Origin of the sequence: Streptomyces sp. SA15 (assembly GCF_002291145.1) — a bacterium.
GTDB lineage: Bacteria > Actinomycetota > Actinomycetes > Streptomycetales > Streptomycetaceae > Streptomyces.
This window is the reverse complement of sequence record NZ_NTGE01000150.1, coordinates 101138-123613: the sequence shown is the minus strand read 5'-3', so window position 1 is coordinate 123613 and position 22476 is coordinate 101138. Positions and strand designations below refer to the sequence as shown.

Genomic DNA, 22476 nt, shown 5'->3' with positions numbered 1-22476 from the left:
GGCTCCCGAGACCGTTACGGATGCGTCATCCGCAGGACATCCAGCGCCTCGTCGAGCTGCTCGACGGTGAGGTCGCCGCGCTCGACGTACCCGCCTTCGACGACGACCTGACGGATCGTCTTCCGCTCGGCCAGCGCCTTCTTGGCGACCTTGGCGGCCTCCTCGTACCCGATGTACTTGTTGAGCGGCGTCACGACGGACGGCGACGACTCGGCGTACTCGCGGGCCCGCTCCCGGTGGGCGACGATCCCGTCGACGGTCCGGTCGGCGAGCAGCCGGGAGACGTTGGCGAGCAGCCGGACGGACTCGAGCACGTTCTTGGCGATGACCGGCAGCATGACGTTGAGCTCGAAGTTGCCGGCGGCGCCGGCCGTGGCGACGGTGGCGTCGTTGCCGATGACCTGCGCGGACACCATGAGGACGGCTTCCGGGATGACCGGGTTGACCTTGCCCGGCATGATCGAGGATCCGGGCTGCAGGTCGGGAAGGCTGATCTCGGCGAGCCCGGTCCGGGGGCCGGAGGCCATCCACCGCAGATCGTTGGCGATCTTCGTCAGTCCGACGGCGACCGTGCGCAGCTGTCCGCTGGTCTCGACGATCCCGTCCCTGGCGCCCTGCGCCTCGAAGTGGTCGCGCGCCTCGGTCAGCGGCAGCCCGGTGACCCGGGCGACCTCCTCGATGACGGCGGCGGAGAAGCCGGGTGGGGTGTTGATGCCGGTGCCGACGGCCGTACCGCCCAGGGGCAGTTCGGCGAGGCGGGGGAGGGAGGCGCCCAGCCGCTCGATGCCGTAGCGGACCTGGGCCGCGTACCCGCCGAATTCCTGCCCCAGGGTCACCGGGGTGGCGTCCATGAGATGGGTCCGCCCCGACTTCACGACGTCCGCGAACTCCTCGGCCTTGCGCTCCAGGGCCCCGGCGAGATGGTCCAGGGCCGGGATGAGGTCGCGGGTGACGGCGGCGGTGGCGGCGATGTGGATGGAGGACGGGAAGACGTCGTTGGACGACTGCGAGGCGTTGACGTGGTCGTTGGGGTGCACGCCCTTGCCGAGTCGCTCACTGGCCAGCGTGGCGATGACCTCGTTGGTGTTCATGTTGGACGAGGTGCCGGAGCCGGTCTGGAAGACGTCGACGGGGAAGTGCTCGTCCCACCGCCCCTGGGCGACCTCGTCCGCCGCCTCCTGGATCGCGTCGGCGATGTCCTTGTCGAGCACGCCGAGTTGCGCGTTGACCTTCGCCGCCGCGCCCTTGATCCGGGCGAGGGCCTCGATGTGGGCGCGCTCGATGCGCTGCCCGGAGATCGGGAAGTTCTCCACGGCCCGCTGCGTCTGCGCCCGCCACTTGGCGTCGACGGGGACCCGGACCTCGCCCATGGAGTCGTGCTCGATGCGGTAGTCGCTCATGCCAGGTACAGCGATCGGGGCGCCGGGGATGTTCCGGGCGCTCGGCCACTCGGGTGACGTTGCCGTGTGACCCAGGTCTCATGGCGGCCGTGCAGCAGACGAAGGTGTGTTCGCGTCGAGGAGGGGTGACAGGAAGGGAGGAGCGTGTGGAGACGGACTTCCACGGTTTCGTCGCCGCCAGGTCGGCCGCGCTGTTCCGGGGTGCGCTCGTTCTGACGGGGAACCGCGACGCCGCCGAGGACCTGGTCCAGGAGACCCTGGAGCGGGCCTGCCGCAAGTGGCGCACGATCTCCGACAAGGACGCCCCGGACGCCTACGTGCGGCGGATCATGGTCAACCTGGCCAACGACCGCTGGCGCCGCTTCCGCCGTACGGTTCCGCAGGCGGACGGCCCCGACCGGGCCGCCCCGGGCGACGAGTACGGACAGGTCGACAGCAGGGACCAGTTGGTGCGCGCACTGCAGCAATTGCCCATGCGGATGCGGACAGTGGTGGTGCTGCGGTACTTCCACGACCTCTCGGACATCGAGATCGCGGCCGATCTGGACATCTCGCCGAGTACGGTCCGCTCGCAGCTCGCCCGGGGGATCGAGAAACTCAGAAGCCAGTTCCCCGCACTCTCCGACCCTTCATCACGGCAGCACACGGAAGGAATCCGATGACCTCGAACGACGACGCGCGGCCTTCCGGCTGCACACCTTTCGAAGAGGAACTGATGAACGCCATGAACCGTTACGCGGACTCCGCCGAGGCACCCGAGTTCGACGCGCCCCGGATCGTACGGCGCACCCGTCGTCGTCGGACCGTCGGCATCGCCGCCGTGGCCGCCGCCGTCATCGTGGCGGGCGGGGGAACTGCTCTGGCGACCTCGGTCGCGGGCGGCGACTCGAAGCCGGCGGCGAGCAGCACGGCTGCCAAGAGCGACGCCACCACCATGCTGTTCCGTTTCTCCGACGGCGGCACCGTCCCGATCGACTTCTCGGGCTTTGACCTGGTGCTGGCCAAGCAGCAGCTCCTGAAGACGCAGACGAAGCTCGGCACCGTCAGCAAGAAGGCCGTCAAGGGCTGCAAGCCGGGCTCGGTGCTCGAGGTGACCCCGCACGCCCCGAAGACCGTCAAGAAGGGCGACACGGTCAACTTCACCATCTGCGCCGGCTGACCCGACGCTGAGACGACGCCCGCCCCTGCTCCCATCAGGGGCGGGCGCCCGTCACAGCATCACACCAGCCCCGGCCCCCGCACCGGAATCGTCGTGAACGTCGGTGCGGGCGCCGGGTCCTGGAAGAAGTCGTTGCCCTTGTCGTCGACCACGATGAACGCCGGGAAGTCCTCGACCTCGATCTTCCAGACGGCCTCCATGCCGAGCTCCTCGTACTCGACGACCTCGACCTTCTTGATGCAGTCCTGGGCGAGGCGCGCGGCCGGGCCGCCGATGGAGCCGAGGTAGAAGCCGCCGTGCGACGCGCACGCGTCCGTGACCTGCTTGCTGCGGTTGCCCTTGGCCAGCATCACCTTGGAACCGCCCGCCGCCTGGAACTGCTCGACGTAGGAGTCCATGCGGCCGGCGGTGGTCGGACCGAAGGAGCCGGACGCGTAACCCTCCGGCGTCTTCGCCGGGCCCGCGTAGTACACCGGGTGATCCTTCAGGTACTGCGGCATCTCCTCGCCCGCGTCCAGCCGCTCCTTGATCTTGGCGTGCGCGATGTCACGCGCCACGACCAGCGGGCCGGTGAGGGACAGCCGGGTCTTGACCGGGTACTTGGTGAGCTCGGCGAGGATGTCGTCCATCGGCTGGTTGAGATCGATCTTGACGACGTCACTGTCAGCCTCGAGGTGCTCGTCCGTGGTCTCCGGCAGGAAGCGCGCCGGGTCCGTCTCCAGCTGCTCCAGGAAGACACCCTCGGCGGTGATCTTCGCGACGGCCTGGCGGTCGGCCGAGCAGGAGACGGCGATCGCGACGGGGCAGGACGCACCGTGGCGGGGGAGGCGGACCACGCGCACGTCATGGCAGAAGTACTTGCCGCCGAACTGCGCGCCGATGCCGATCTTCTGCGTCAGCTCGAAGACCTTCTCCTCCAGGTCCTTGTCCCGGAAGCCTTGGCCGAGCGGCGAACCCTCGGCGGGAATCTCGTCCAGGTAGTGCGCGGAGGCGTACTTCGCGGTCTTCAGCGCGTACTCGGCGGACGTACCGCCGACGACGATCGCCAGGTGGTACGGCGGACAGGCGGCCGTACCCAGCGAACGGATCTTCTCCTCCAGGAACTTCATCATGGAGGCCTCGTTCAGGACCGCCTTCGTCTCCTGGTAGAGGAAGGACTTGTTGGCGGAGCCGCCGCCCTTCGCCATGAACAGGAACTTGTAGGCGCCGCCGTCGGTGGCGTACAGCTCGATCTGGGCGGGGAGGTTGGAGCCGGTGTTCTTCTCCTCCCACATGGTGAGCGGAGCCATCTGGGAGTAGCGGAGGTTCAGGTTCTTGTACGCGTCATAGACGCCGCGGCTCAGCGCTTCTTCGTCGCCGCCCTCGGTCAGCACGTTCTGCCCGCGCTTGCCCATGACGATGGCCGTGCCGGTGTCCTGGCACATGGGGAGTACGCCCGCCGCCGCGATGTTCGCGTTCTTCAGCAGGTCCAGCGCCACGAACTTGTCGTTGCCCGACGCCTCGGGGTCGTCGATGATGCGGCGCAGCTGCGCCAGGTGGGCCGGGCGCAGATAGTGCTGGATGTCGTGGATGGCCTCCTCGGCCAGCTTGCGCAGCGCCTCCGGCTCGACCTTGAGGAACGTCCGCCCGTCGGCCTCGAAGGTGGAGACACCCTCGGCGGTCACCAGCCGGTAGGGGGTGGTGTCCTCTCCCATGGGGAGCAGATCGGTGTACGCGAACTCAGGCATCTCGCCCATTCCTCACTCGACAGACGGCGGCCCGCCGACACTGGCGGGCGCCCACCAGCGTAGAACCTGCCGCCGACAAGCAGCTTGTGAGGTAATCCTCAGTTGGTTGTCCACAGGTCTAGTCGCGATCTATCGCGTTTCGGTACGCTGCTGCCGTGGACCTTCAGAAGCGCGCCGAAGCGCAGGATCAGCCGCAGACCGCACCGCCCGCCGCCGAGCTGCGCGCCTCGGACGCCGAGCGCGACCGTATCGCCGACATCCTGCGCGAGGCCCTCGCCGAGGGGCGCCTCACCGCCGACGAGCACGCGGAGCGCGTGGAGAGGGTGCTGAGCGCCAAGACGGTCGGTGAGCTGGAGAACTTCATACGGGACCTGCCGGCCGCGCACGAGCGCCGCGCCGCCTTCGTCCACACCCCCGCCCCCCACCGCCCCACGGACGCGATACCCACCGACCCGGACGACAACGTGGTCGCGGTGTTCAGCAGCGCCGTCCGCAAGGGCCGCTGGCGCGCGGGCCGCCGTATCCACGCGTACGCGGTCTTCGGCAGCGTCGAGATCGACCTCAGCGAGGCGATCTTCGAGTACCGGCAGGTCGTGATCAAGGCGATCTCGGTCTTCGGCAACGTCGAGGTCCGCGTCCCGGAGAACGTCTCGCTGCGCGGCACCGGCGGCGGTGTCCTCGGCAACTTCGAGGTGGACACGCTCGATTCGGCCGACCCCGACGCCCCCGTCGTCTATGTGGACGGCTGGGCCGTGCTGGGCAACATCGAGGGCCGGCCCAAGCGCGGCAAGCTGGTCGCGGACATCCTCGATCGCGTGCACCGCAAGGTCGACAAGAGTTTGCGCAAGCATCTGGATCGTTGACGGTTGTGAATTCCGCCGCGGGGGAAGCAAAGAGGTCGACCCTCAGATCGCGTACGAGGGCAGGCGGAAGCAGCCGGGGCCAGCGGTTCGGAACTCAGTGCATAGGCGCGCGCACAGCGGGTAGGCCTTGCTGCATCGTCTCTCGCTCGCGAAGCCGTCGTCAGGAGTAGACCGTGCTGCAACCGCCGCATTCGTCCCTGCAGGTAGCTGCCGTTCCGGCCCAGCGGGTGCCAGTGCGGGACAGGGACCAAGACGCCCCCTGGCACACCGAGGCGGTGTGCCGGCGCGACGAGGCCGGCCTGTTCTTCGCACCCTCCAAGGAACCCACCGCCGCCCGGCTCTCCCGCGAGGAGGCCGCGAAGCGAGTCTGCGCCCGCTGTCCCGTGATGGTCGAGTGCCGAGAGCACGCGCTGCTGCAACCCGAGCCGTACGGCGTCTGGGGCGGCCTCACCGCCGCCGAACGCCGCGTAGTCCTGGCGAGGCGCCGCCGCCGCGACATGGAACTGAAGAAGGCGGCGAGGGCAGCGGGCCGCATAGCGGCAGCGGGCTAGGCCCTGTCACACCGACAAGCGAGGGGCGCCCCCACCGCACCGGGGGCGCCCCTACGTCGTAGGCGTCTATTTCGGCGACTATTTCGCCCGGTCGAAGTCGATCGCGCTGTACGCCCGCAGCTTGCTCAACCGATGCTCGGAGTTGATCCTCCGCACCGTCCCCGACTTCGACCGCATGACAATCGAGTCGGTGGTCGCGGTCTCCGACCGATACCGCACGCCCCGCAGCAACTCGCCGTCGGTGATACCGGTCGCCACGAAGAAGACATTCTCGCCGGACACCAGGTCGTCGGTCGTCAGCACCCGGTCCAGGTCATGCCCCGCGTCGATCGCCCGCTGCCGCTCCTCGTCGTCCTTCGGCCACAGCTTGCCCTGGATCGTGCCGCCGAGGCACTTCACGGCACAGGCCGAGATGATCCCCTCCGGCGTCCCACCGATGCCGAGCAGCAGGTCCACGCCCGTGCTCTCGCGCAGCGCCAGGATCGACCCGGCGACATCGCCGTCGGAGATCAGCTTGATGCGCGCGCCGGTCTCCCGGATCTCGTTGATGATGCCCTCGTGCCGGGGCCGGTCCAGGATGACGACGGTGACGTCCTCGGGCGTGGACCGCTTGGCCTTGGCGACTCTGCGGATGTTGACGGAGACGGGTGCGTCGATGTCGACGAAGTCGGCGGCCTCGGGGCCGGTGACCAGCTTGTCCATGTAGAAGACGGCGGACGGGTCGAACATCGAGCCCCGGTCGGCGGCCGCGAGGACGGCGATCGCGTTCGTCATGCCCTTCGCGGTCAGCGTGGTGCCGTCGATCGGGTCGACGGCGATGTCGCACTCCGGCCCGGTCCCGTCGCCGACGCGCTCCCCGTTGAAGAGCATCGGCGCCTCGTCCTTCTCGCCCTCGCCGATGACGACGACGCCGTTCATCGACACGGTGTGGACGAGGGTCCGCATGGCGCGCACCGCGGCACCGTCGGCGCCGTTCTTGTCGCCACGCCCGACCCAGCGGCCCGCGGCCATCGCCGCGGCTTCGGTGACCCGGACGAGTTCCAGGGCGAGGTTGCGGTCGGGAGCCTCGGAAGGGACTTCGAGTTCGGACGGCAGATGATGATGCTCGGTCATCGGAGCGCACCTTTCTGATACGACGACGGCCGGATGAGGGTATGGACCAGACTCTATCGTCAGGCAGACAAAATGAGCAGGGGGCCCCACGGATGAGCGGACCGGGGCACCTGCGACGATAGGGACGTGGCAGGTTCGAACGGTAAGCAGAAGACGGCCCGGGACATGATCCTCTCCATGGGCGTGATCACCCTCGTGGCGGGGGTCATCTACCTCTTCATCCCGCACGACGACTCCGCTCCGGAGATCAAGAAGGTCGACTACCGCGTCGAACTGCTCACGGCGCGCCGAGCGGCGTCCTACCCGGTGGCCGCACCCGAGGGCCTGCCCACCGAGTGGAAGGCGACCTCCGTCCGCTTCCAGGGTGACGACTCCGACGCCTGGCACCTGGGCTTCCAGGCCCCCGGTGGTGAGTACGTCCAGATAGAGCAGTCGACTCAGAAGCCGTCGAAGTTCATCGACGAGGCGAGCCAGGGCGCCGAGGCGACCAGAACCACCCAGAAGATCGACGGCCGGACGTGGACGCGGTACACGGGTGGCCGGTACGACGCGCTGGTGCACGAGGGTGACGGCGCGACGACGGTGGTGGCGGGCACGGGCTCGTTCGAGCAGCTGACGGAGATGGCCAAGGCGCTCAAGATGGCCTGAGCGCGACGCACGCGAGAGGCCCCCGGCGATGCTGCCGAGGGCCTCCCGCATGAAGTGATCAGACCGCCGAACTGATCAGACCGTCGAACTGATCAGACCGTCGAACTGATCAGACCGCCGAAGTGCTCAGACCGTGGTGACGACCTGCTCGTACTCCAGGCGCGGGGAGCGCGGGAACCAGGCGTCCTCGCCCGGCTTGCCGATGTTGATGACCATCAGCGGGGTGTGGTCGTCGTCCAGGAACTCCTTGCGGACACCCTCGAAGTCGAGACCGGTCATCGGGCCGGCGGCGAGGCCCGCGGCGCGGACGCCGATGATGAAGTACGCGGCCTGGAGGGCGGCGTTCAGCCCGGCGGCGTTCTCGCGGGCCGGGCGCTCGGCGAAGAACATGTCCTTGGCCTGCGGGAAGTGCGGGAAGAGGGCCGGCAGCTCCTCGTGGAACTCGTTGTCCGCGGAGAGGATCGCGACCAGCGGGGCAGTGGCGGTCTTGGGCTGGTTGCCCTCGGCCATGTGCTTCACCAGGCGCTCACGGGCCTCGGGGGAGCGGACCAGGGTGATGCGCAGCGGGGTCTGGTTGAAGGCGGTCGGGCCGTACTTGACCAGGTCGTAGATCGCCTGGATCTGCTCGTCGGTCACCGGCTCGTCGGTGAAGGTGTTCGCGGTACGGGCCTCGCGGAACAGCAGGTCCTGGGCGGTGGGGTCAAGGACGAGAGACATGGATGAACCTTCTCGGGATGTGTGTCGTACCCGGAAACGGACCGGGGACCGGTTGACGTCCTCGACGGTACGCGAATGAAGTTCAACCTTCAACAAAGGCCGGGGTGTGGTGATCTGCTTCACACTCCGGGGTCTCGGTGTCGCCTGCCCGCTACTCGGTCTCCTCGGCGCTTTCCTCCCGCTCAGCCTTCTGCTCTTCCGCGAGGGCCGCGTCCAGCCGCGCCCGTGCCCCCTCCAGCCACCGCCGGCACACCTTGGCCAGCTCCTCGCCGCGCTCCCAGAGCGCGAGGGACTCCTCCAGCGTCGTACCGCCCGCCTCCAGCCGTCGTACGACGTCGATCAGCTCGTCCCGTGCCTGCTCGTACCCGAGCGCCTCATCCGCCTTGCTGGTCATTCGCCCACCCTATGCAGTGCCTCATGCAGTGCCTCATGCATCGACTCGAACCACGAACTCACCCTCGGAAACCCGCGCGCGCAGCACCTCGTCCGCCGTGACCTCGCCGGGGTCGCGGACGACGTGCCCGTCGCCCTTCTGCAGCACGGCGTACCCCCGCTTCAGGGTCGCAGCCGGCGAGAGGGCCACCACGCGCGCGTGCGTGTGCGTCAGCTCCGAGTCGGCGCGGTCGAGGTGATGGCCGAGGCAGCGCCGGGTCCGCTCGACGAGCGACGCCACATGATCGGCTCGTTCGTCGATCATCCGGTGCGGATCCTCTATCGACGGCCGCGCGAGGGCCTGGGCGAGCCCACGCTCCTCCCGCTCGATGAACGCCTCCACGCATCGCCGGGCACGGTCCTGCAGCATCCGTACTCGCTCGTACTCCTCCCCGACGTCGGGGACGACCTTCTTGGCGGCGTCGGTCGGGGTGGAGGCGCGCAGATCGGCGACATGGTCGAGGAGCGGGCTGTCCGGCTCGTGTCCGATGGCGGACACGACGGGCGTACGACAGCCTGCGACGGTTCTGATCAGCTGCTCGTCGGAGAAGGGCAGCAGGTCCTCCACGCTGCCGCCCCCACGCGCGACGATGATCACATCCACGCCGTCGATCGCGTCGAGCTCCTTCACTGCCTGCACGACCTGCGGCACGGCGTGCACGCCCTGCACGGCGACGTTGCGCACCTCGAAGCGGACGGCGGGCCAGCGGTGCCGGGCGTTCTCCAGGACGTCCCGCTCGGCGGCGGAGGCCCGCCCGCAGACCAGGCCGATGAGCTGGGGCAGGAAGGGCAGCGGCTTCTTCCGCTCCGGCGCGAACAGCCCCTCGGCGGCAAGGGACTTCTTCAACTGCTCGAGGCGCGCGAGCAGTTCTCCGACCCCCACGGGCCTTATCTCGGCGGCCCGCAGGGACAGCTGCCCACGCGGCGCGTACCACTCGGGCTTCGCCAGTACGACGACCCGCGCCCCCTCGCTCACCACATCGGCGACGGCGTCGAACACCTGGCGATAGCAGGTGACGCTGACGGAGATGTCGTACGACGGATCACGCAGCGTCAGAAACACGACGCCCGCGCCCGGCCGCCGCGACAGCTGCGTGATCTGCCCCTCGACCCACACCGCCCCGAGCCGGTCGATCCAGCCCCCGATGAGCCGCGACACCTCACCGACGGGCAGGGGAGACTCCGCGGACGTATTGACAGCCATGCCGCGAGAGTAACGGCCACGTACGACAACGCCCCGCCATCCCGGCTTCCGTCTCGCCACCAACCCGACACACGTGCGATCTCTGACCGTCCGATCGCGGCCTTACGATGGGGTGCATGACTGCTTCGCCTGGCCGCCGTGTCCTGCTCGCCGCCCCCCGTGGCTACTGCGCGGGTGTGGACCGCGCCGTGATCGCCGTCGAGAAAGCCCTGGAGCAGTACGGCGCTCCGGTGTATGTCCGCCACGAGATCGTCCACAACAAGTACGTCGTGCAGACCCTGGAGAAGAAGGGCGCCGTCTTCGTCGAACGGACCGAAGAGGTGCCCCCGGGCAACATCGTCATGTTCTCCGCGCACGGCGTGGCCCCGACCGTCCACGAAGAGGCCGAGCGCGGCCGGCTCGCCACCATCGACGCGACCTGCCCGCTGGTCACCAAGGTCCACAAGGAAGCCGTCCGCTTCGCGGGTGACGACTACGACATCCTCCTGATCGGCCACGAGGGCCACGAGGAGGTCATCGGCACCTCCGGCGAGGCCCCCGACCACATCCAGCTCGTCGACGGCCCCGGCGACGTCTCCAAGGTCGAGGTCCGCGACCCGTCCAAGGTCGTCTGGCTCTCGCAGACGACGCTCTCCGTCGACGAGACCATGGAGACCGTCGACGCCCTGAAGGAGAAGTTCCCACAGCTCATCTCCCCGCCCAGCGACGACATCTGCTACGCCACGCAGAACCGCCAGCTCGCGGTCAAGCAGATGGGCGCCGAGGCCGAGCTGGTGATCGTCGTCGGCTCCCGCAACTCCTCCAACTCCAAGCGGCTGGTCGAGGTCGCCAAGCTGGCGGGTGCGCGTGAGGCGTACCTCGTGGACTTCGCCGACGAGATCGACGAGGCCTGGCTCGAGGGCGTGTCCACGGTCGGCGTCACCTCCGGCGCCTCGGTGCCGGAAGTCCTGGTCGAGCAGGTCCTGGAATGGCTGTCGCAGCGCGGCTACGAGGACGTCGAGCTCGTCAAGGCGGCCGAGGAGTCCATCACCTTCTCCCTCCCCAAGGAGCTGCGCCGCGACCTGCGTGAGGAAGCGGCGGCGCTGGTGGAGGAACGCGGTGGATCCGGTGCGTCCGCCGGATGAGAGCCACCTCTGGCGGAATGACTGTCAGTCGTCCGACGTAACGTAGAGCCATGCAGATCTTCGGCGTGGACATCGGTGGATCCGGGATCAAGGGCGCCCCTGTGGACCTGGACAGGGGCGACCTGGCGGACGAGCGTTTCAAGGTGCTGACTCCGCACCCGGCGACGCCGGACTCCGTGGCGGACGGCGTGAGACAGGTCGTCGAGCACTTCGGCTGGACGGGACCGGTCGGGCTCACCTTCCCGGGAGTGGTCACGGGCGGGGCCACGATCCGTACGGCGGCGAACGTCGACAAGAGCTGGATCGACACGGACGCGCGCGCGTTGTTCAGCGAGCGCCTGGGCGGCCTGCCGGTGACGGTGGTCAATGACGCGGACGCGGCGGGCGTGGCCGAGATGAGCTTCGGCGCGGGCCGGGACCGCCGGGGCACAGTCGTTCTGCTCACCTTCGGCACGGGCATCGGCAGCGCCCTCTTCGTCGACGGCGTCCTCGTGCCGAACACCGAACTGGGCCACCTGGAGCTGCACGGCCACGACGCGGAGAAGCGGGCCTCCAGCAAGGCCAAGGAGGACGAGGAGCTGACGTGGGAGTACTGGGCCCACCACCGGGTCCAGAAGTACCTCGCCCATGTCGAGATGCTGTTCTCGCCCGAGCTGTTCATCATCGGCGGCGGCGTCAGCCGCAAGTCCCAGAAGTTCCTGCACCACATCGAGGACATAAAGGCGGAGATCGTCCCGGCGCAGCTGCTGAACAACGCGGGGATCGTGGGCGCGGCGATGCAGGCGGCGAAGGAGTCGTAGGCGACGGTCCTATGGCTGTCCGACCGGCTGGCTGTCCGACCAGCCGACTGTCCCACCGGCCGACTGTCACGCTGGCCGACGGCGTGCCGCAGCCCTGCGCGCCATCAGGCGCACCTTCCGTACGGTCGCGATGAGCCCGGCGATGAGCGTCCCCCCGTACAGCCACCCGGCCTGGGTGGCGAGGGCCGTCACCAGGCCCATCAGCCGTCCCCCCAGCCCCCCACCGCTGTCGGCCACGGGAAGCAGCCCCACGGCGAAGGCGATCGGCACGACCACGGGCGCGGTCACCAGATCGCCGCGCCGGACCCAGACGGCCGTCAGCACGCACACCGGCAGGAACAGCACGCCGTACACGGTCAGCGAAGCGCCGAACAGCAGCGCGTCGAGGGACCCGAGCGCGAACATCAGCGCCCCGCAGAACAGCCCGCCGCCCAGCCCGGTCAGCCGGGGGTTGGGAAACCGGCGTACGGCCGGCACCGGGGGTGGAGCGGGCCGCCGTACGACCGCCGGCCGGCGCGCCGCACCGCCCCCACCCCGGACCGCCTGCGGGGGCAGTGACGGCCGTCCGCCGCGTCGCGGTCCGTACTGCGGGGGTCGGGTCCTGTGTTGCTCCACTGGACCAACTTAGGTCGGTTTATGTGTCGAATCGGCCCTCAGACACGCCGTCGAGGGGGCCTTGGGCAAGCGTTCGACACGTCGCCGGGGTGAGCGCGGGCAGGCCGTAGACTGGTGGATCGGCCCGGCCCCCAGGGCCTGCCGACCGTCCCCTCCCCCCAGTCCTCTCATTCTCCAGCCCTCTCACTCCGGGAAGTCGCAACCGTGTCGCTCACGATCGGAATCGTCGGTCTGCCGAATGTCGGCAAGTCGACCCTGTTCAACGCCCTGACCAAGAACGACGTGCTGGCGGCCAACTACCCGTTCGCCACGATCGAGCCGAACGTCGGCGTCGTGGGCGTCCCCGACGCCCGGCTGGCGAAGCTGGCGGAGATCTTCAAGTCGGAGCGGATCCTGCCGGCCACCGTCGACTTCGTCGACATCGCGGGCATCGTGCGCGGCGCGAGCGAGGGCGAGGGACTGGGTAACAAGTTCCTGGCGAACATCCGTGAGTCCGACGCGATCTGCCAGGTCATCCGCGCCTTCAAGGACGAGAACGTCGTGCACGTCGACGGCAAGGTCTCGCCGAAGGACGACATCGAGACGATCAACACCGAGCTGATCCTCGCCGATCTCCAGACCATCGAGAAGGTCCTGCCGCGCCTGCAGAAGGAGTCGCGGATCAAGAAGGACATCGCCCCGAAGGTCAAGGCCGTGGAAGAGGCCCAGGAGATCCTGGAGAGGGGCGACACGCTCTTCGGCCACGGGATCGTCCAGGGCAGCGAGCGCGCCGAGCCGCTGCACGACCTGCACCTGCTGACCACGAAGCCCTTCCTCTACGTCTTCAATGTCGACGAGGACGAGCTGGTCGACGAGGACTTCAAGAACGAGCAGCGCGCCCTGGTCGCCCCCGCCGAGGCGATCTTCCTCAACGCCAAGCTGGAGGCGGATCTCGCCGAACTGGACGAGGAGGACGCCATGGAACTCCTGGAGTCCGTCGGCGCCGAGGAGCCCGGCCTCGCCACCCTCGCCCGCGTCGGCTTCAACACGCTCGGCCTCCAGACGTACCTGACGGCCGGCCCGAAGGAATCCCGCGCCTGGACGATCAAGAGGGGCGCCACGGCCCCCGAGGCCGCCGGCGTCATCCACACCGACTTCCAGAAGGGCTTCATCAAGGCCGAGGTCATCTCCTTCGGCGACCTGGTGGAGACGGGGTCGGTCGCCGAGGCCCGCGCGAAGGGCAAGGCGCGGATGGAGGGCAAGGACTATGTGATGCAGGACGGGGATGTCGTGGAGTTCCGCTTCAATGTCTAGCCGGTGACTTAACTCCACTTCGCTGATCTGGCAAACATGCACGTCAAATGGGGTCTGACTCTTCAGGGTCAGGCCCCTTGATTTTTACCGTGCTGGGTAGGTGCTGGATTTTCTGACGTCTCGTCACCTGTCATCATCCCTGCTCATCCCTACCGTGCTGGATCCGTGCTGGGAAGGATGAGAGCGCCCGTGCTGGGGTGTGCACTGTCCAGGGCGTGGCGGTGGCGGGAACTGCATGGGCGAACGACCTCCCTACGCCTTATTCGCGACTCCGAGGCCGAAGTGGATCTGAAGCCGCCCGACGTCTTCAGTCCCCTAGCAGAGGAGGGGAAGGTGCCGGGTTTGAAGCTGTTCCCATGACGGAGCAGTGATCAGACGAGGGTGGCGAGCGCGCAGATGCTTGGCTCCCGGTCGAGTATTCGGCGGCACCGGGAGCATTGTTCCGGATGAAGACATCGGCTCGTTCGACCAAGCGGCCCATGATCTCTTCCGAGGCCGGATGCTTCTACGTCACCGGTTTCGGGCCGCCCGACCTTGATCACTCTTGCGCCGTTCGTCGCCGACGGCTTGATGCGGTGCAGCGCGTGCAGGGTCTCCGACTCGTGGGCGGCGGTATGCAGCGTCAGGTTGTAGACGGCGGCGGTCAGTGCCGCGTCGATGCCGACGGCGAAGGTTGCGGAAGATCCTCTTGGCGGCGACTGGCCGTTGTCATGCTGCGCGGGTCGCGGCTCGTGACACAACCCGGGAAGCCGATCGGTTTTCGTAACCGTCCACCGGTTCGTTTCCGCACGCAAGGCCAAGGCGGCGCCAAAGCGGTTCCCCAAGGGTTGCGACAGGTAACCAGGACAGTAAGGCGGCAGAACGGCCGGGCGCCGCCGGGGTGTCCAACCGCAAACCAGCCACGAGCAGCCAGTCTGCGCGGACATCGGGGCACACCGAACGCCGTCCCTCCGCTCGGACTTGCGCGCGAAAACCGATCGGTTTACGATGAGGGGACCGATCGGTTTCTCGTTGTGGAGTTGGGCGAGTCCCGAACCCCCGTTACTTAGGAGTACGGATGGCTTCCCCGTGCGACGCCGCAGGGCAACCGCCTAGTACTCCAGTGCGATTTCGTGATCTATCCAGCCTGACACCGGAGAGGGTATTGGCAATGAGTGCGAATTCACAGAAGAAGAAGTTTTACGCGCTGAATATGTTTGACGTGACCGACGTGGAGAAGTACCTTGCGTATTTCAGCCGTTTGCCCGAAGCGGCTCCGCAATATGGCGGTCGAATGGTGGCGTTTGGCCGTTTCCGAGACAACGTAGCCGGTGACCTCGCGCCACGGCAGGTTCTGTTTCTCGTTGAATGGGAGTCCGAAGAGGCGTTCAACACCTTCCGGGACGACCCGGACTTGGCCGACTTGCATCCGCTGCGGGAGAGTGGGGCGGCGTCCTATATCTGGCAGACGTTCGATGGTCTCGATATGAGTGACCCCGCCGACGTTTCGCTCGACGATGTACTGGCGGTGCTCAAGCCTTAAAACCCGCATCGCTACGGAGTCGGATGAGCCAGCTGACGAGTCGTCGGCTGGCGAAGGACGCCTCCGGCAAGCGCGGACTCCATTGGAGGCTCGGCGATCCAGTCAGCACTCCAGCAGCGTTTCGCTATCTGGCCTGGTCAGGAGGCGTCTCCCGGAGTGTAGTTGGCTGATGGCGTGTCAGGGGCGGTCTTGGCGGACCGCCCCTCCAAGGAGCTCAAGGGAATGCGGCTGATCGTCCCAAGGGAACGGCCCCATCCTGGCGCCCAGTTGAGGATCACGGACGCGGACGGCATGCGGATCACGTGCTTCGCGACCAACACCCCTGACCGGCGGATCGCCGAGTTGGAGCTCCGTCACCGTCACCGTCTGCGGGCCCGGGCCGAGGACCGGATCCGGGCCGCCCGGGCCACCGGCCTGCGCCACCTGCCCCTCCACACAGCAGCCCAGAACAAGGTCTGGCTGGAGATCGTCCAGATCGGTCTCGACCTGCTGGCCTGGATGCCCATGCTTGCCCTCACCGGCAAGGCCCGACGCTGGGAACCCCGCCGCCTGCGATTCCGCCTGTTCTCCGCGGCCGCCCAGCGCGTCACCACCGGCCGGCGCAGGATTCTCCGCCTCACCCAGCACTGGCCCTGGACCGGTGAGATCACCACCGCCCTCGAACGGCTCGCGCTGCTGCGCACACTCGGCTGACCAGCAATCTTCCACCGTCCCGGGCAGTGGAACCCGGCGCCCCACCCGACGCGACAACCGGGCCGCCGGCCTGCCCACCATCAGCTCCGGAAAGCGAAAAGGTTCACAGACACCGTCGGCAGTCCCTCACGAAAGATCGAGGCTAGCCTTGCTTGCAGTGGCTGAATACTTGGCCACGCTTCTCGGAGAAGCGGATGAGGGCATCGGTCTCCGACGGCGTTGGTAAGAGGGACGGATGCGGGCTCGGTCCATTGTCGGAACACACCTCGGTTACGCATGCGAGGGCGTCACGCAAGACCTCCTCGACGGGCATTCGGCCACCGCTCACACCTCCAGCACCAACCGCTCTCCTTCCGGTGCACGCGAGACGCAGGGCAGCATGGCGCCGGCCGCACGTTCGGTGGCCGTGAGCCGGCGGTCACGGTGATCGACATGGCCATGGGCCACCCGTACCCGGCAGGTGCCGCAAAACCCCTGGCGGCAGGAGAACGGCAGGTCCGGCAGGGCCTCGTGGAGAACATCCAGGGCGGAGCGGTCGTACGGCACTGGCAGAACCCGTCCGGTGTCGACCAGCTGAAGTTCGAAGGGACGGCCGTCCGTGATCGGGGCCGGGGCGAAACGCTCGAAGTGCAGGGCTGACGCGCGGCTGTCACCGAATGCGCGCCGTACGCCGTCGATCATGGGCGCGGGCCCGCAGCAGTACACCGCACCCGCCGCCGGGCTCAAGCTCAAGAGATCGGCTGCTTCGGGCACGCCGGACTCGTCGTCAGGACGGATGGAGACTCGCCCGGGGGCTGCGGCTGCGAGTTCGGCCAGCTCTGCCGCGAAGGGCATCGAGCCGCGGCTGCGGCCGGTGTGCACGAGCCTCCAGTCCAGCCCGCGTCGGGCGGCTTCCCGAGCCATCGGCAGGATCGGGGTGATTCCGATGCCGCCCGCGATGAGCAGGACGAATGCTTCGGCGGCGAAGGGGAAGGCGTTCCGGGGCCGCCCGGTGACGGCGACCCGCATACCGTCTCCGAGGGCGTCGTGCACCTCGGCCGAACCTCCTCCGCCGTCGGCGATGCGGCGCACCGCGATGCGGTACCGGTGCCGGTCGGCAGGGTCGCCGCACAGCGAGTACTGCCGCTTGCGGCCGGAGGGCAGGTGCAGTTCGATGTGGGCGCCGGGCTGCCAGGGTGGGAGCATTCCCCCGTCGGGTGCTGCCAGCCGCAGGGAGACGACATCCTCGGCCTCCTGGTGCTTGGCGGCGACCACCAGTTCCCGGATCGCGGGCGTCTCGCTGGCCGGCGGGCGCCTGGGAGGAATGCTGCACCGCGCGAGGCGCGTGACCGCGTTGTCGCTGAAAGCCGCCAGCTTCTGCATGAAGGAGTCGCTGCGCGGTCTGCCGTACAGGTCCGGCGGCCGAGTGAGGGGTGTGCTGATGTCCATGGGGTGCCTCACTGGTTGCCGGGTCATTGGGCAGCCGCTCGGGCAGCGGGGGACGCCGCCAGGTAGGCGACCGCCTGCTGGGTCGAGCCCTCCTGGGTCGGGTGGTAGCCGGGGCGGAAGTAGCGCAGCACCGAGCGGGCGAACGCGCCCGGCGGGGGCAACAGGTCCTTGCGGGCCGCGGCCAGGTAGTCGCGGAAGCGGACCTTGACCCGGTCGTCGAGTTCGGGGTCGGCGCTCATCAGGAAGCGGACTCCGCGGATCCACAGCCGGGTCAGCACCGGAGCGGTGACGAGCATGCCGACCACTCGGCGCCGGTACCGGGGATCGAGGTGCACCAGCAGGTCGAACGCGACCGAACGGTGTTCGACCTCCTCCGCGCCGTGCCAGCGGAACAGATCGAGCATCGCGGGGTCCGCGCCGGCCTGGTCCAGATGCCCGTTGCTGAGAATCCAGTGACCCATGTACGCGGTGAAGTGCTCGAACGCCGCTATGAGGGCGAGCCGTTGGAGGAGGTGTGCGTGGGTGGCGGCCGGCGTCAGCTCCGGCCGGTCTCCGAGCACCCTTCGGAAGATCCATTCGGACTGCAGGGTGTACGGAGCCGGGTCCAGCCCCTTGGTGAGCAGGTGCTCTAGGACCTCTTGGTGCGCCTCGGCGTGCATCGCCTCCTGGCCGATGAAGCCGCGTACGTCCTCGCGCAGCCGGTCATCGGTGATCAGTGGCAGTGCCTGCTCGAAGGTGCGCACGAACCAGCGTTCGAGTTCGGGGAGCATGAGGTGGAGTACATCGAAGGTGTGGGTCGCGAAGGGCTCACCCGGTAGCCAGTGCAGCGGGGTGGCGCCCCAGTCGAAAGTGACGTCCCGGGGTTGCAGCACCAGGTCGTGGTGGCCGATGGGCTCGGACGGACGCTCCGGGTGGGCATGTGCGGCTCGGAACATGACAGGTTCCTCCTCCGTCAGCGATCGGTGTGGGCGAAGGGGCGGTCAGGCAGTCGTCCAGTACTGCCGGTCTGTTACTGCTGGTCTGTCAGATCGGGTGCGCGGTGTGGTCCGGACTGCGCCGGGAGTCTTCTTCGATGCGGTTGGCGAATTCCGCGATCCGGGACGCGATCTCCTCGGGGTGGCTGAGCTGTACCCAGTGCCCGGCGTCGATCGGGCGCCGTTGTATCCGGCACGTCCAGTGCTCCACTCCGTACGACAGCACCGGGGTGACGCAGAAGTCGCGCGTGGGGATGATGAGCTGAACCGGGACGGTGGTCGGCCGGTCCCGGGGACGCAGCAGGCGGGGCAGCATGTTGGCGCGGTACAGCGCGATGCCGACCACGGCGTCGCGGGCCGGCGTCGGCGCGGGGTAGGGAGTGTGCCCGGGCATGCCTTGGGAGCCGGTGAGGAAGGCGCGCCAGCGGTGTCCCAGCGCCCTCCAGGTCAGGGCGGGCAGGAGCGGAAGATGGAAGTAGGCGATGTACCAGGACCGTGCGGCCTGCCGCAGCATCTTCGGCAGATCCGGATGCCGCGGCCGAAGGCGGGCCCGGATCAAGTGGCCGACGTGGTCCAGGCAGGGTCCGGAGATGGAGGTGAACGAGGCGATCCGCCCGGCCAGGCGGGTGCCGGTGACCGACTCCCAGGAATGGATCGATCCCCAGTCGTGTCCGACCAGGTGCACCGGGCGGTCGGGGCTCACGGCGTCGAGAACCGCCTCCAGGTCGGCTTCCAGGCGGGACATCCGGTAGGCGCGCAGACCCCTGGGCCGGTGGGAGTCACCGGCTCCCCGCACGTCGAAGGCGGTGACGTGGAAGCGTTCGGCCAGGCGCTCGGCGACCGGGCGCCACACGGCGCTGGTGTCCGGATAGCCGTGGACCAGTACCACCGGAGGAGCCGTGGACGCTCCCCATTGGTAGGCGGCCAACTCCACGCCGTCCGCGGCGATCCGGCGGGCGGCCGGGCCGGTCATCGACCACCACCCGCAGGGGTCAGTTCGCCGTAGTTCAGACCGCCGTGGACGAAGCTGGGCAGCACCGGCCACTGCCGCTTGAAGGGGGCCAGCTCCGAGGAGGGCAGGACCTGCAGCCAGCGAGGATCGCGCCGGCTGGGGTCGGCGAGGGTCTTCTCCTTGACCATGGAGTCGTACTGGTCGAGAGAGTCCTCCAGGGTGTTGGCGTTGGGCACCACCTCATGGCCGTAGAACGCGGCGTGGCGGCGCACCCCGGGGATGCGGGAGAGCTCGGGCTGCCAGTTGTCGGCGGAGATGCCGTTCTCGGAGGAGACCCACACCCCGTCGGGGGTGTTCAGCACCAGGGAGTGGTTGCCGTCCGTATGGCCGGGGGTCCACAGCAGGCTGACGCCGACACCGAGTTCGACATCGCCGTCGAAGGCGGTGATGCGCTCGGGCGGTACCCCGTCCATGCCTCCGTCGACGTACCAGGCCCACTGCATCGGATGCATCGATTCGAAGGTGCCCAGCTCCCTGCGGTGCACCAACAACCGGGCGCGCGGGAACAGCGCTTCGCGGGGCGCCCGTTCGCCGGGAACGGTGCTGGTACTTCCCATGATCATGCGCACGTCCTGGACGTGCAGGTGGTCGAAGCTGACGAAGTCCACGTCCTCGGGTCGCAGACCGCAGGAGGGCAGGACGGTGTTCGGGTCGTGGTAGTAGCGGGCGAAGACGTGCTCGGTGAGAAAGTCCCCCGCCAGACGCTTGAGCTGGGCGTAGAACGGCGCTTGAGCCGTTCCGGCGGCGACGGTCGGCTCCCACACCAGCGTTTTCGGCTCACCGTCGAAGCCGTCGAACTGCACGACGAGCATCCGGTTGACAATGCTCACGAACGGGTTGACGGCGAGCGCGGCACCGTGGAAGCCGAACCGGGTCGGGTACGGGGCGGCGGCGATGTCGAAACTGCGGACGGCGTGGATGCGGCCCTGCTGGACGAACCGCTCACGGTAGATGGCCGCCGCGCTGCGCACGGCGCGCAGTCGGTCACCGCGGGGCCATACGTCGTGGACACCTTCGAATTCGGGGATGGGACGCGGAACGGCGGCGTCCTGGGCCTTCTCCGCGCTGGGCGCCGGCTTGGGCGTGGTGGTCACGGGCTCAACTTTCGGGATGGCGGGCGGTCCGGGTGTGCTGCTCGTAGGCCGCGCGGACCGACCGGTCGGACAGGGCGGCGAGCTGGTCGGGGACAAGGAGGTGATGCAGGGCGTCGCGGGCACGGCCTGGCAGCAGCGCGGCCAACCGGGTCAGGGCGGCCACCTGGCGTGGAACGAAGACCTCGAAGCGCGGGCGCAGCACGACGTCGAGCACCGCGTCGGCCACCTGATCCGTCGTCAGGCGTCGGGTGGGGCCGGTCGCGGTGCCCACGGCCAGCTCGGTGTCCACGACGCCGGGCATCACCAAGGACACGTGCACGCCGGTGCCGCGCAGTTCGGCGCGGACGGCTGTGCTGTAGCCGTGGATGGCGTGCTTCGTCGCCGCGTAGGTCGCCTCGCCGGCCGGGGCGACCTTGCTGGCGGCGGAGGCGATGTTCACGACGTGGCCGCGACCACGTTTCTGCATCCCCGGGATCACGAGTTTCATCCCCCGCAGTACGCCGTGGACGTTGACGTCGAACTGGCGCAGGGCGGCTTCCTCCGGTTCCTCCTCGAAGGGGCCCACCCACATGATTCCGGCGTTGTTGATCAGTACGTCGATCGGCCCCAGCTGGGTCTCAACGGTGCGCAGGAAGTCCTCGAAGGAAGGTGTGTCGGTGACGTCGAGAGACAGCCCGAGCAGCCGGCCACCGGGATGCGCGCCGATGGCGCCAGCCGTCTTCCTGGCGAGCTCCGCGTCGAGATCGCCGATCGCCACGGCGGCTCCGGCCGCGGCGAGCCGGGCCGCGACGGCGCGCCCGATACCGCGGCCCGCCCCGGTGACCGCGATCACTCGGCCGGTCAGCGGTTCTGTGCCGGGGAGCCTGTCGCGGTCTCTCCGGCTGAACATGTACGGGTATTTGGGCGGTGCTGCCACGGTCGAGCCCCTTCCTTGCCCTGAGCATGAGCGGAACGCCGAGCGGCAAGCGGCCCCTACGCGCGTCTGACACGATGCCATGTCAGATGAACTGACAAGCTAGAGTGTCAGTTCGGAGCACACCGGTGTCAACACCTCTGCGAAGGGGAGAAATGACCGGCACACAGACCGCCGGGCGGCGCTACGGCGGACGCGACGCGGCGCAGCGACAGCAGGAGCGCCGCACCCGCCTCATCCAGGCGGGCCTCGATATGTTCGGCACGGTCGGATACGCCTCAGCCTCCGTCAAGCAGGTGTGCTCGCATGCCGGACTGACCGAGCGCTACTTCTACGAGTCGTTCCGCGACCGTGAAGACCTTCTCGTCGGGGTCTACAACGAGCTGATCACTACGATCAGCGCCGAAACCGCGCAGGCCGCAGCCGCTGCCGCACCTGATGTCGACGCCCAGCTGCGCGCCGGCCTCGAGGTGTTCATCCGCACACTGGCCGGCGACGCCCGCATGGCCCGCCTGGTGCTCATCGAGGTCGTGGGCGCCAGCCCCCGCCTCGAAGTACGGCGCCGTGAGGTCCTGCACGAATTCGCCGCCATGGTCGCCGCCGTCGTCGGACCGCCCCCTGGCTCGGAAGCCTCCTCCAACCGGCTCACCATGACCGCGATGAGCCTGGTCGGCGGAGTCAACGAACTCCTCGTGGACTGGACCCTCGGCCACCAGAACGCCACCGTCGAAGAACTGATCGACCTGTGCCACACCCTGTTCACCGCGGCCTACCGAACCATCAGCGATCAGCCCTGATCCCGCAGGCCCGGATGCCTTCAGGAGTTTCCTGCGCCTGACGGCAGCCCCATGGCCCCTGTCCACCGGCCTGGCGCACTGTGCGGCCCTGTTTCGAGCAGGCGGGCTGGCAAGAACCATTGCGCAATGAATGGAGGTGCGGCGCACCTGCTGGCTATCGACTGTCGGACGGGTTCCGTACCCATCGTCCATCCGGAAGCGACGCAAGGCGATCGGGCTGAGCCGCTGCGAACCATGACGGGCCCGTTGCGTCGTGGGAGCTGCTAGACGGTGGGGATCACCCACTGCCTGCGCGCCCCGCTGGCGCGCCGGCCCCCGAGGTCCGGCCCGCGTCGGACCGCCTTTGTCGCTACCGCTGGGCACCCGCAAATGCCCAGGCCCGATAAGTGCCTGCGTC

Annotated in this window: 22 protein-coding genes and 1 pseudogene; 11 read left to right on the top strand and 12 right to left on the bottom strand. The window is 68.5% G+C overall.

Annotated elements, in window-relative coordinates:
* Window positions 1-14: 14 nt before the first annotated feature.
* Window positions 15-1400, bottom strand: coding sequence for an aspartate ammonia-lyase (locus CLM62_RS34395; protein WP_095753799.1), 1386 nt, complete (start codon window positions 1398-1400; stop codon window positions 15-17).
* A 146-nt stretch (window positions 1401-1546) separates the two neighbouring features.
* On the opposite strand from CLM62_RS34395, the gene CLM62_RS34390 reads away from it, so the two are divergent.
* Window positions 1547-2062 (top strand): SigE family RNA polymerase sigma factor, encoded by a 516-nt coding sequence (locus tag CLM62_RS34390; RefSeq protein ID WP_257004241.1) that lies wholly within the window; start codon window positions 1547-1549, stop codon window positions 2060-2062.
* A complete protein-coding gene (locus CLM62_RS34385) occupies window positions 2059-2559 on the top strand; it encodes a PASTA domain-containing protein (protein ID WP_095753797.1) in 501 nt (166 codons plus the stop codon). Before CLM62_RS34390 ends, CLM62_RS34385 begins: the two co-directional genes overlap by 4 nt.
* A 59-nt stretch (window positions 2560-2618) precedes the next feature.
* Here CLM62_RS34385 and CLM62_RS34380 read toward each other — a convergent pair whose 3' ends face one another.
* Entirely contained in the window at window positions 2619-4286 is a 1668-nt protein-coding gene (locus tag CLM62_RS34380; protein WP_179382353.1) for a fumarate hydratase, read from the bottom strand.
* Between the two features lie 155 nt (window positions 4287-4441).
* On the opposite strand from CLM62_RS34380, the gene CLM62_RS34375 reads away from it, so the two are divergent.
* Together CLM62_RS34375 and CLM62_RS34370 are read left to right on the top strand one after the other, a co-directional pair.
* Window positions 4442-5149, top strand: a complete 708-nt coding sequence (locus tag CLM62_RS34375; RefSeq protein WP_095753795.1) for a DUF1707 domain-containing protein — start codon at window positions 4442-4444, stop codon at window positions 5147-5149.
* 173 nt (window positions 5150-5322) lie between these two features.
* Window positions 5323-5700 carry a WhiB family transcriptional regulator gene (locus CLM62_RS34370; protein ID WP_095753794.1) on the top strand — a complete coding sequence of 126 codons (378 nt, stop codon included), beginning with the start codon at window positions 5323-5325 and terminating at the stop codon, window positions 5698-5700.
* A gap of 78 nt (window positions 5701-5778) precedes the next feature.
* On the opposite strand, the gene glpX is transcribed toward CLM62_RS34370, so the two are convergent.
* On the bottom strand, window positions 5779-6813 hold the full coding sequence (gene glpX, locus CLM62_RS34365; RefSeq protein ID WP_095753793.1) for a class II fructose-bisphosphatase: 1035 nt from the start codon (window positions 6811-6813) through the stop codon (window positions 5779-5781).
* A gap of 126 nt (window positions 6814-6939) precedes the next feature.
* Between glpX and CLM62_RS34360 the strand changes: the two genes are divergently transcribed.
* Window positions 6940-7461, top strand: coding sequence for a DUF4245 domain-containing protein (locus tag CLM62_RS34360; protein WP_095753792.1), 522 nt, complete (start codon window positions 6940-6942; stop codon window positions 7459-7461).
* A 126-nt stretch (window positions 7462-7587) separates the two neighbouring features.
* Here the strand turns inward: CLM62_RS34360 and CLM62_RS34355 are convergent, their stop codons facing one another.
* From CLM62_RS34355 to xseA, 3 genes are all read right to left on the bottom strand, one after another.
* On the bottom strand, window positions 7588-8178 hold the full coding sequence (locus CLM62_RS34355) for a malonic semialdehyde reductase (RefSeq protein WP_095753791.1): 591 nt from the start codon (window positions 8176-8178) through the stop codon (window positions 7588-7590).
* Window positions 8179-8329: 151 nt separating this feature from the next.
* Window positions 8330-8572 (bottom strand): exodeoxyribonuclease VII small subunit, encoded by a 243-nt coding sequence (locus tag CLM62_RS34350; protein ID WP_095753790.1) that lies wholly within the window; start codon window positions 8570-8572, stop codon window positions 8330-8332.
* A 33-nt stretch (window positions 8573-8605) separates the two neighbouring features.
* Window positions 8606-9814: an exodeoxyribonuclease VII large subunit gene (gene xseA / locus CLM62_RS34345; RefSeq protein ID WP_095753789.1), complete on the bottom strand. Its 1209-nt coding sequence runs from the start codon at window positions 9812-9814 to the stop codon at window positions 8606-8608.
* A 107-nt stretch (window positions 9815-9921) separates the two neighbouring features.
* Here xseA and CLM62_RS34340 point away from each other — a divergent pair, with 107 nt between their 5' ends.
* Window positions 9922-10938, top strand: coding sequence for a 4-hydroxy-3-methylbut-2-enyl diphosphate reductase (locus tag CLM62_RS34340; RefSeq protein ID WP_095753788.1), 1017 nt, complete (start codon window positions 9922-9924; stop codon window positions 10936-10938).
* Between the two features lie 50 nt (window positions 10939-10988).
* The gene (gene ppgK / locus CLM62_RS34335) at window positions 10989-11738 is read left to right on the top strand and encodes a polyphosphate--glucose phosphotransferase (protein WP_095753787.1); all 750 of its coding nucleotides are present in this window, start codon (window positions 10989-10991) and stop codon (window positions 11736-11738) included.
* A 66-nt stretch (window positions 11739-11804) separates the two neighbouring features.
* On the opposite strand, the gene CLM62_RS34330 is transcribed toward ppgK, so the two are convergent.
* Entirely contained in the window at window positions 11805-12353 is a 549-nt protein-coding gene (locus tag CLM62_RS34330; RefSeq protein ID WP_095753786.1) for a DUF6542 domain-containing protein, read from the bottom strand.
* Between the two features lie 204 nt (window positions 12354-12557).
* Between CLM62_RS34330 and ychF the strand changes: the two genes are divergently transcribed.
* The 3 genes and pseudogenes from ychF to CLM62_RS34315 form a co-directional block, all read left to right on the top strand.
* Complete coding sequence (ychF, locus tag CLM62_RS34325) at window positions 12558-13646, top strand: redox-regulated ATPase YchF (protein WP_095753785.1); 1089 nt, start codon at window positions 12558-12560, stop codon at window positions 13644-13646.
* 1150 nt (window positions 13647-14796) lie between these two features.
* Window positions 14797-15168, top strand: a complete 372-nt coding sequence (locus CLM62_RS34320) for a DUF1330 domain-containing protein (protein WP_095753784.1) — start codon at window positions 14797-14799, stop codon at window positions 15166-15168.
* A gap of 216 nt (window positions 15169-15384) precedes the next feature.
* A pseudogene (locus CLM62_RS34315) lies at window positions 15385-15861 on the top strand (transposase); the annotation flags it as partial.
* Window positions 15862-16185: 324 nt separating this feature from the next.
* Here the strand turns inward: CLM62_RS34315 and CLM62_RS34310 are convergent.
* The 5 genes from CLM62_RS34310 to CLM62_RS34290 all read right to left on the bottom strand — a co-directional run bounded on the left by CLM62_RS34310 (window position 16186) and on the right by CLM62_RS34290 (window position 21285).
* Window positions 16186-17289: a PDR/VanB family oxidoreductase gene (locus CLM62_RS34310; RefSeq protein ID WP_095753783.1), complete on the bottom strand. Its 1104-nt coding sequence runs from the start codon at window positions 17287-17289 to the stop codon at window positions 16186-16188.
* 23 nt (window positions 17290-17312) lie between these two features.
* On the bottom strand, window positions 17313-18224 hold the full coding sequence (locus CLM62_RS34305; RefSeq protein WP_095753782.1) for a metal-dependent hydrolase: 912 nt from the start codon (window positions 18222-18224) through the stop codon (window positions 17313-17315).
* Window positions 18225-18312: 88 nt separating this feature from the next.
* Window positions 18313-19236: an alpha/beta fold hydrolase gene (locus tag CLM62_RS34300; RefSeq protein ID WP_095753781.1), complete on the bottom strand. Its 924-nt coding sequence runs from the start codon at window positions 19234-19236 to the stop codon at window positions 18313-18315.
* Window positions 19233-20369, bottom strand: coding sequence for a hypothetical protein (locus CLM62_RS34295; RefSeq protein ID WP_095753780.1), 1137 nt, complete (start codon window positions 20367-20369; stop codon window positions 19233-19235). Before CLM62_RS34295 ends, CLM62_RS34300 begins: the two co-directional genes overlap by 4 nt.
* A 4-nt stretch (window positions 20370-20373) precedes the next feature.
* Window positions 20374-21285 (bottom strand): SDR family oxidoreductase, encoded by a 912-nt coding sequence (locus tag CLM62_RS34290; protein ID WP_218835647.1) that lies wholly within the window; start codon window positions 21283-21285, stop codon window positions 20374-20376.
* Window positions 21286-21437: 152 nt separating this feature from the next.
* Here CLM62_RS34290 and CLM62_RS34285 point away from each other — a divergent pair, with 152 nt between their 5' ends.
* Window positions 21438-22079: a TetR/AcrR family transcriptional regulator gene (locus CLM62_RS34285; protein ID WP_095753779.1), complete on the top strand. Its 642-nt coding sequence runs from the start codon at window positions 21438-21440 to the stop codon at window positions 22077-22079.
* The last annotated feature ends 397 nt before the right edge of the window (window positions 22080-22476 follow it).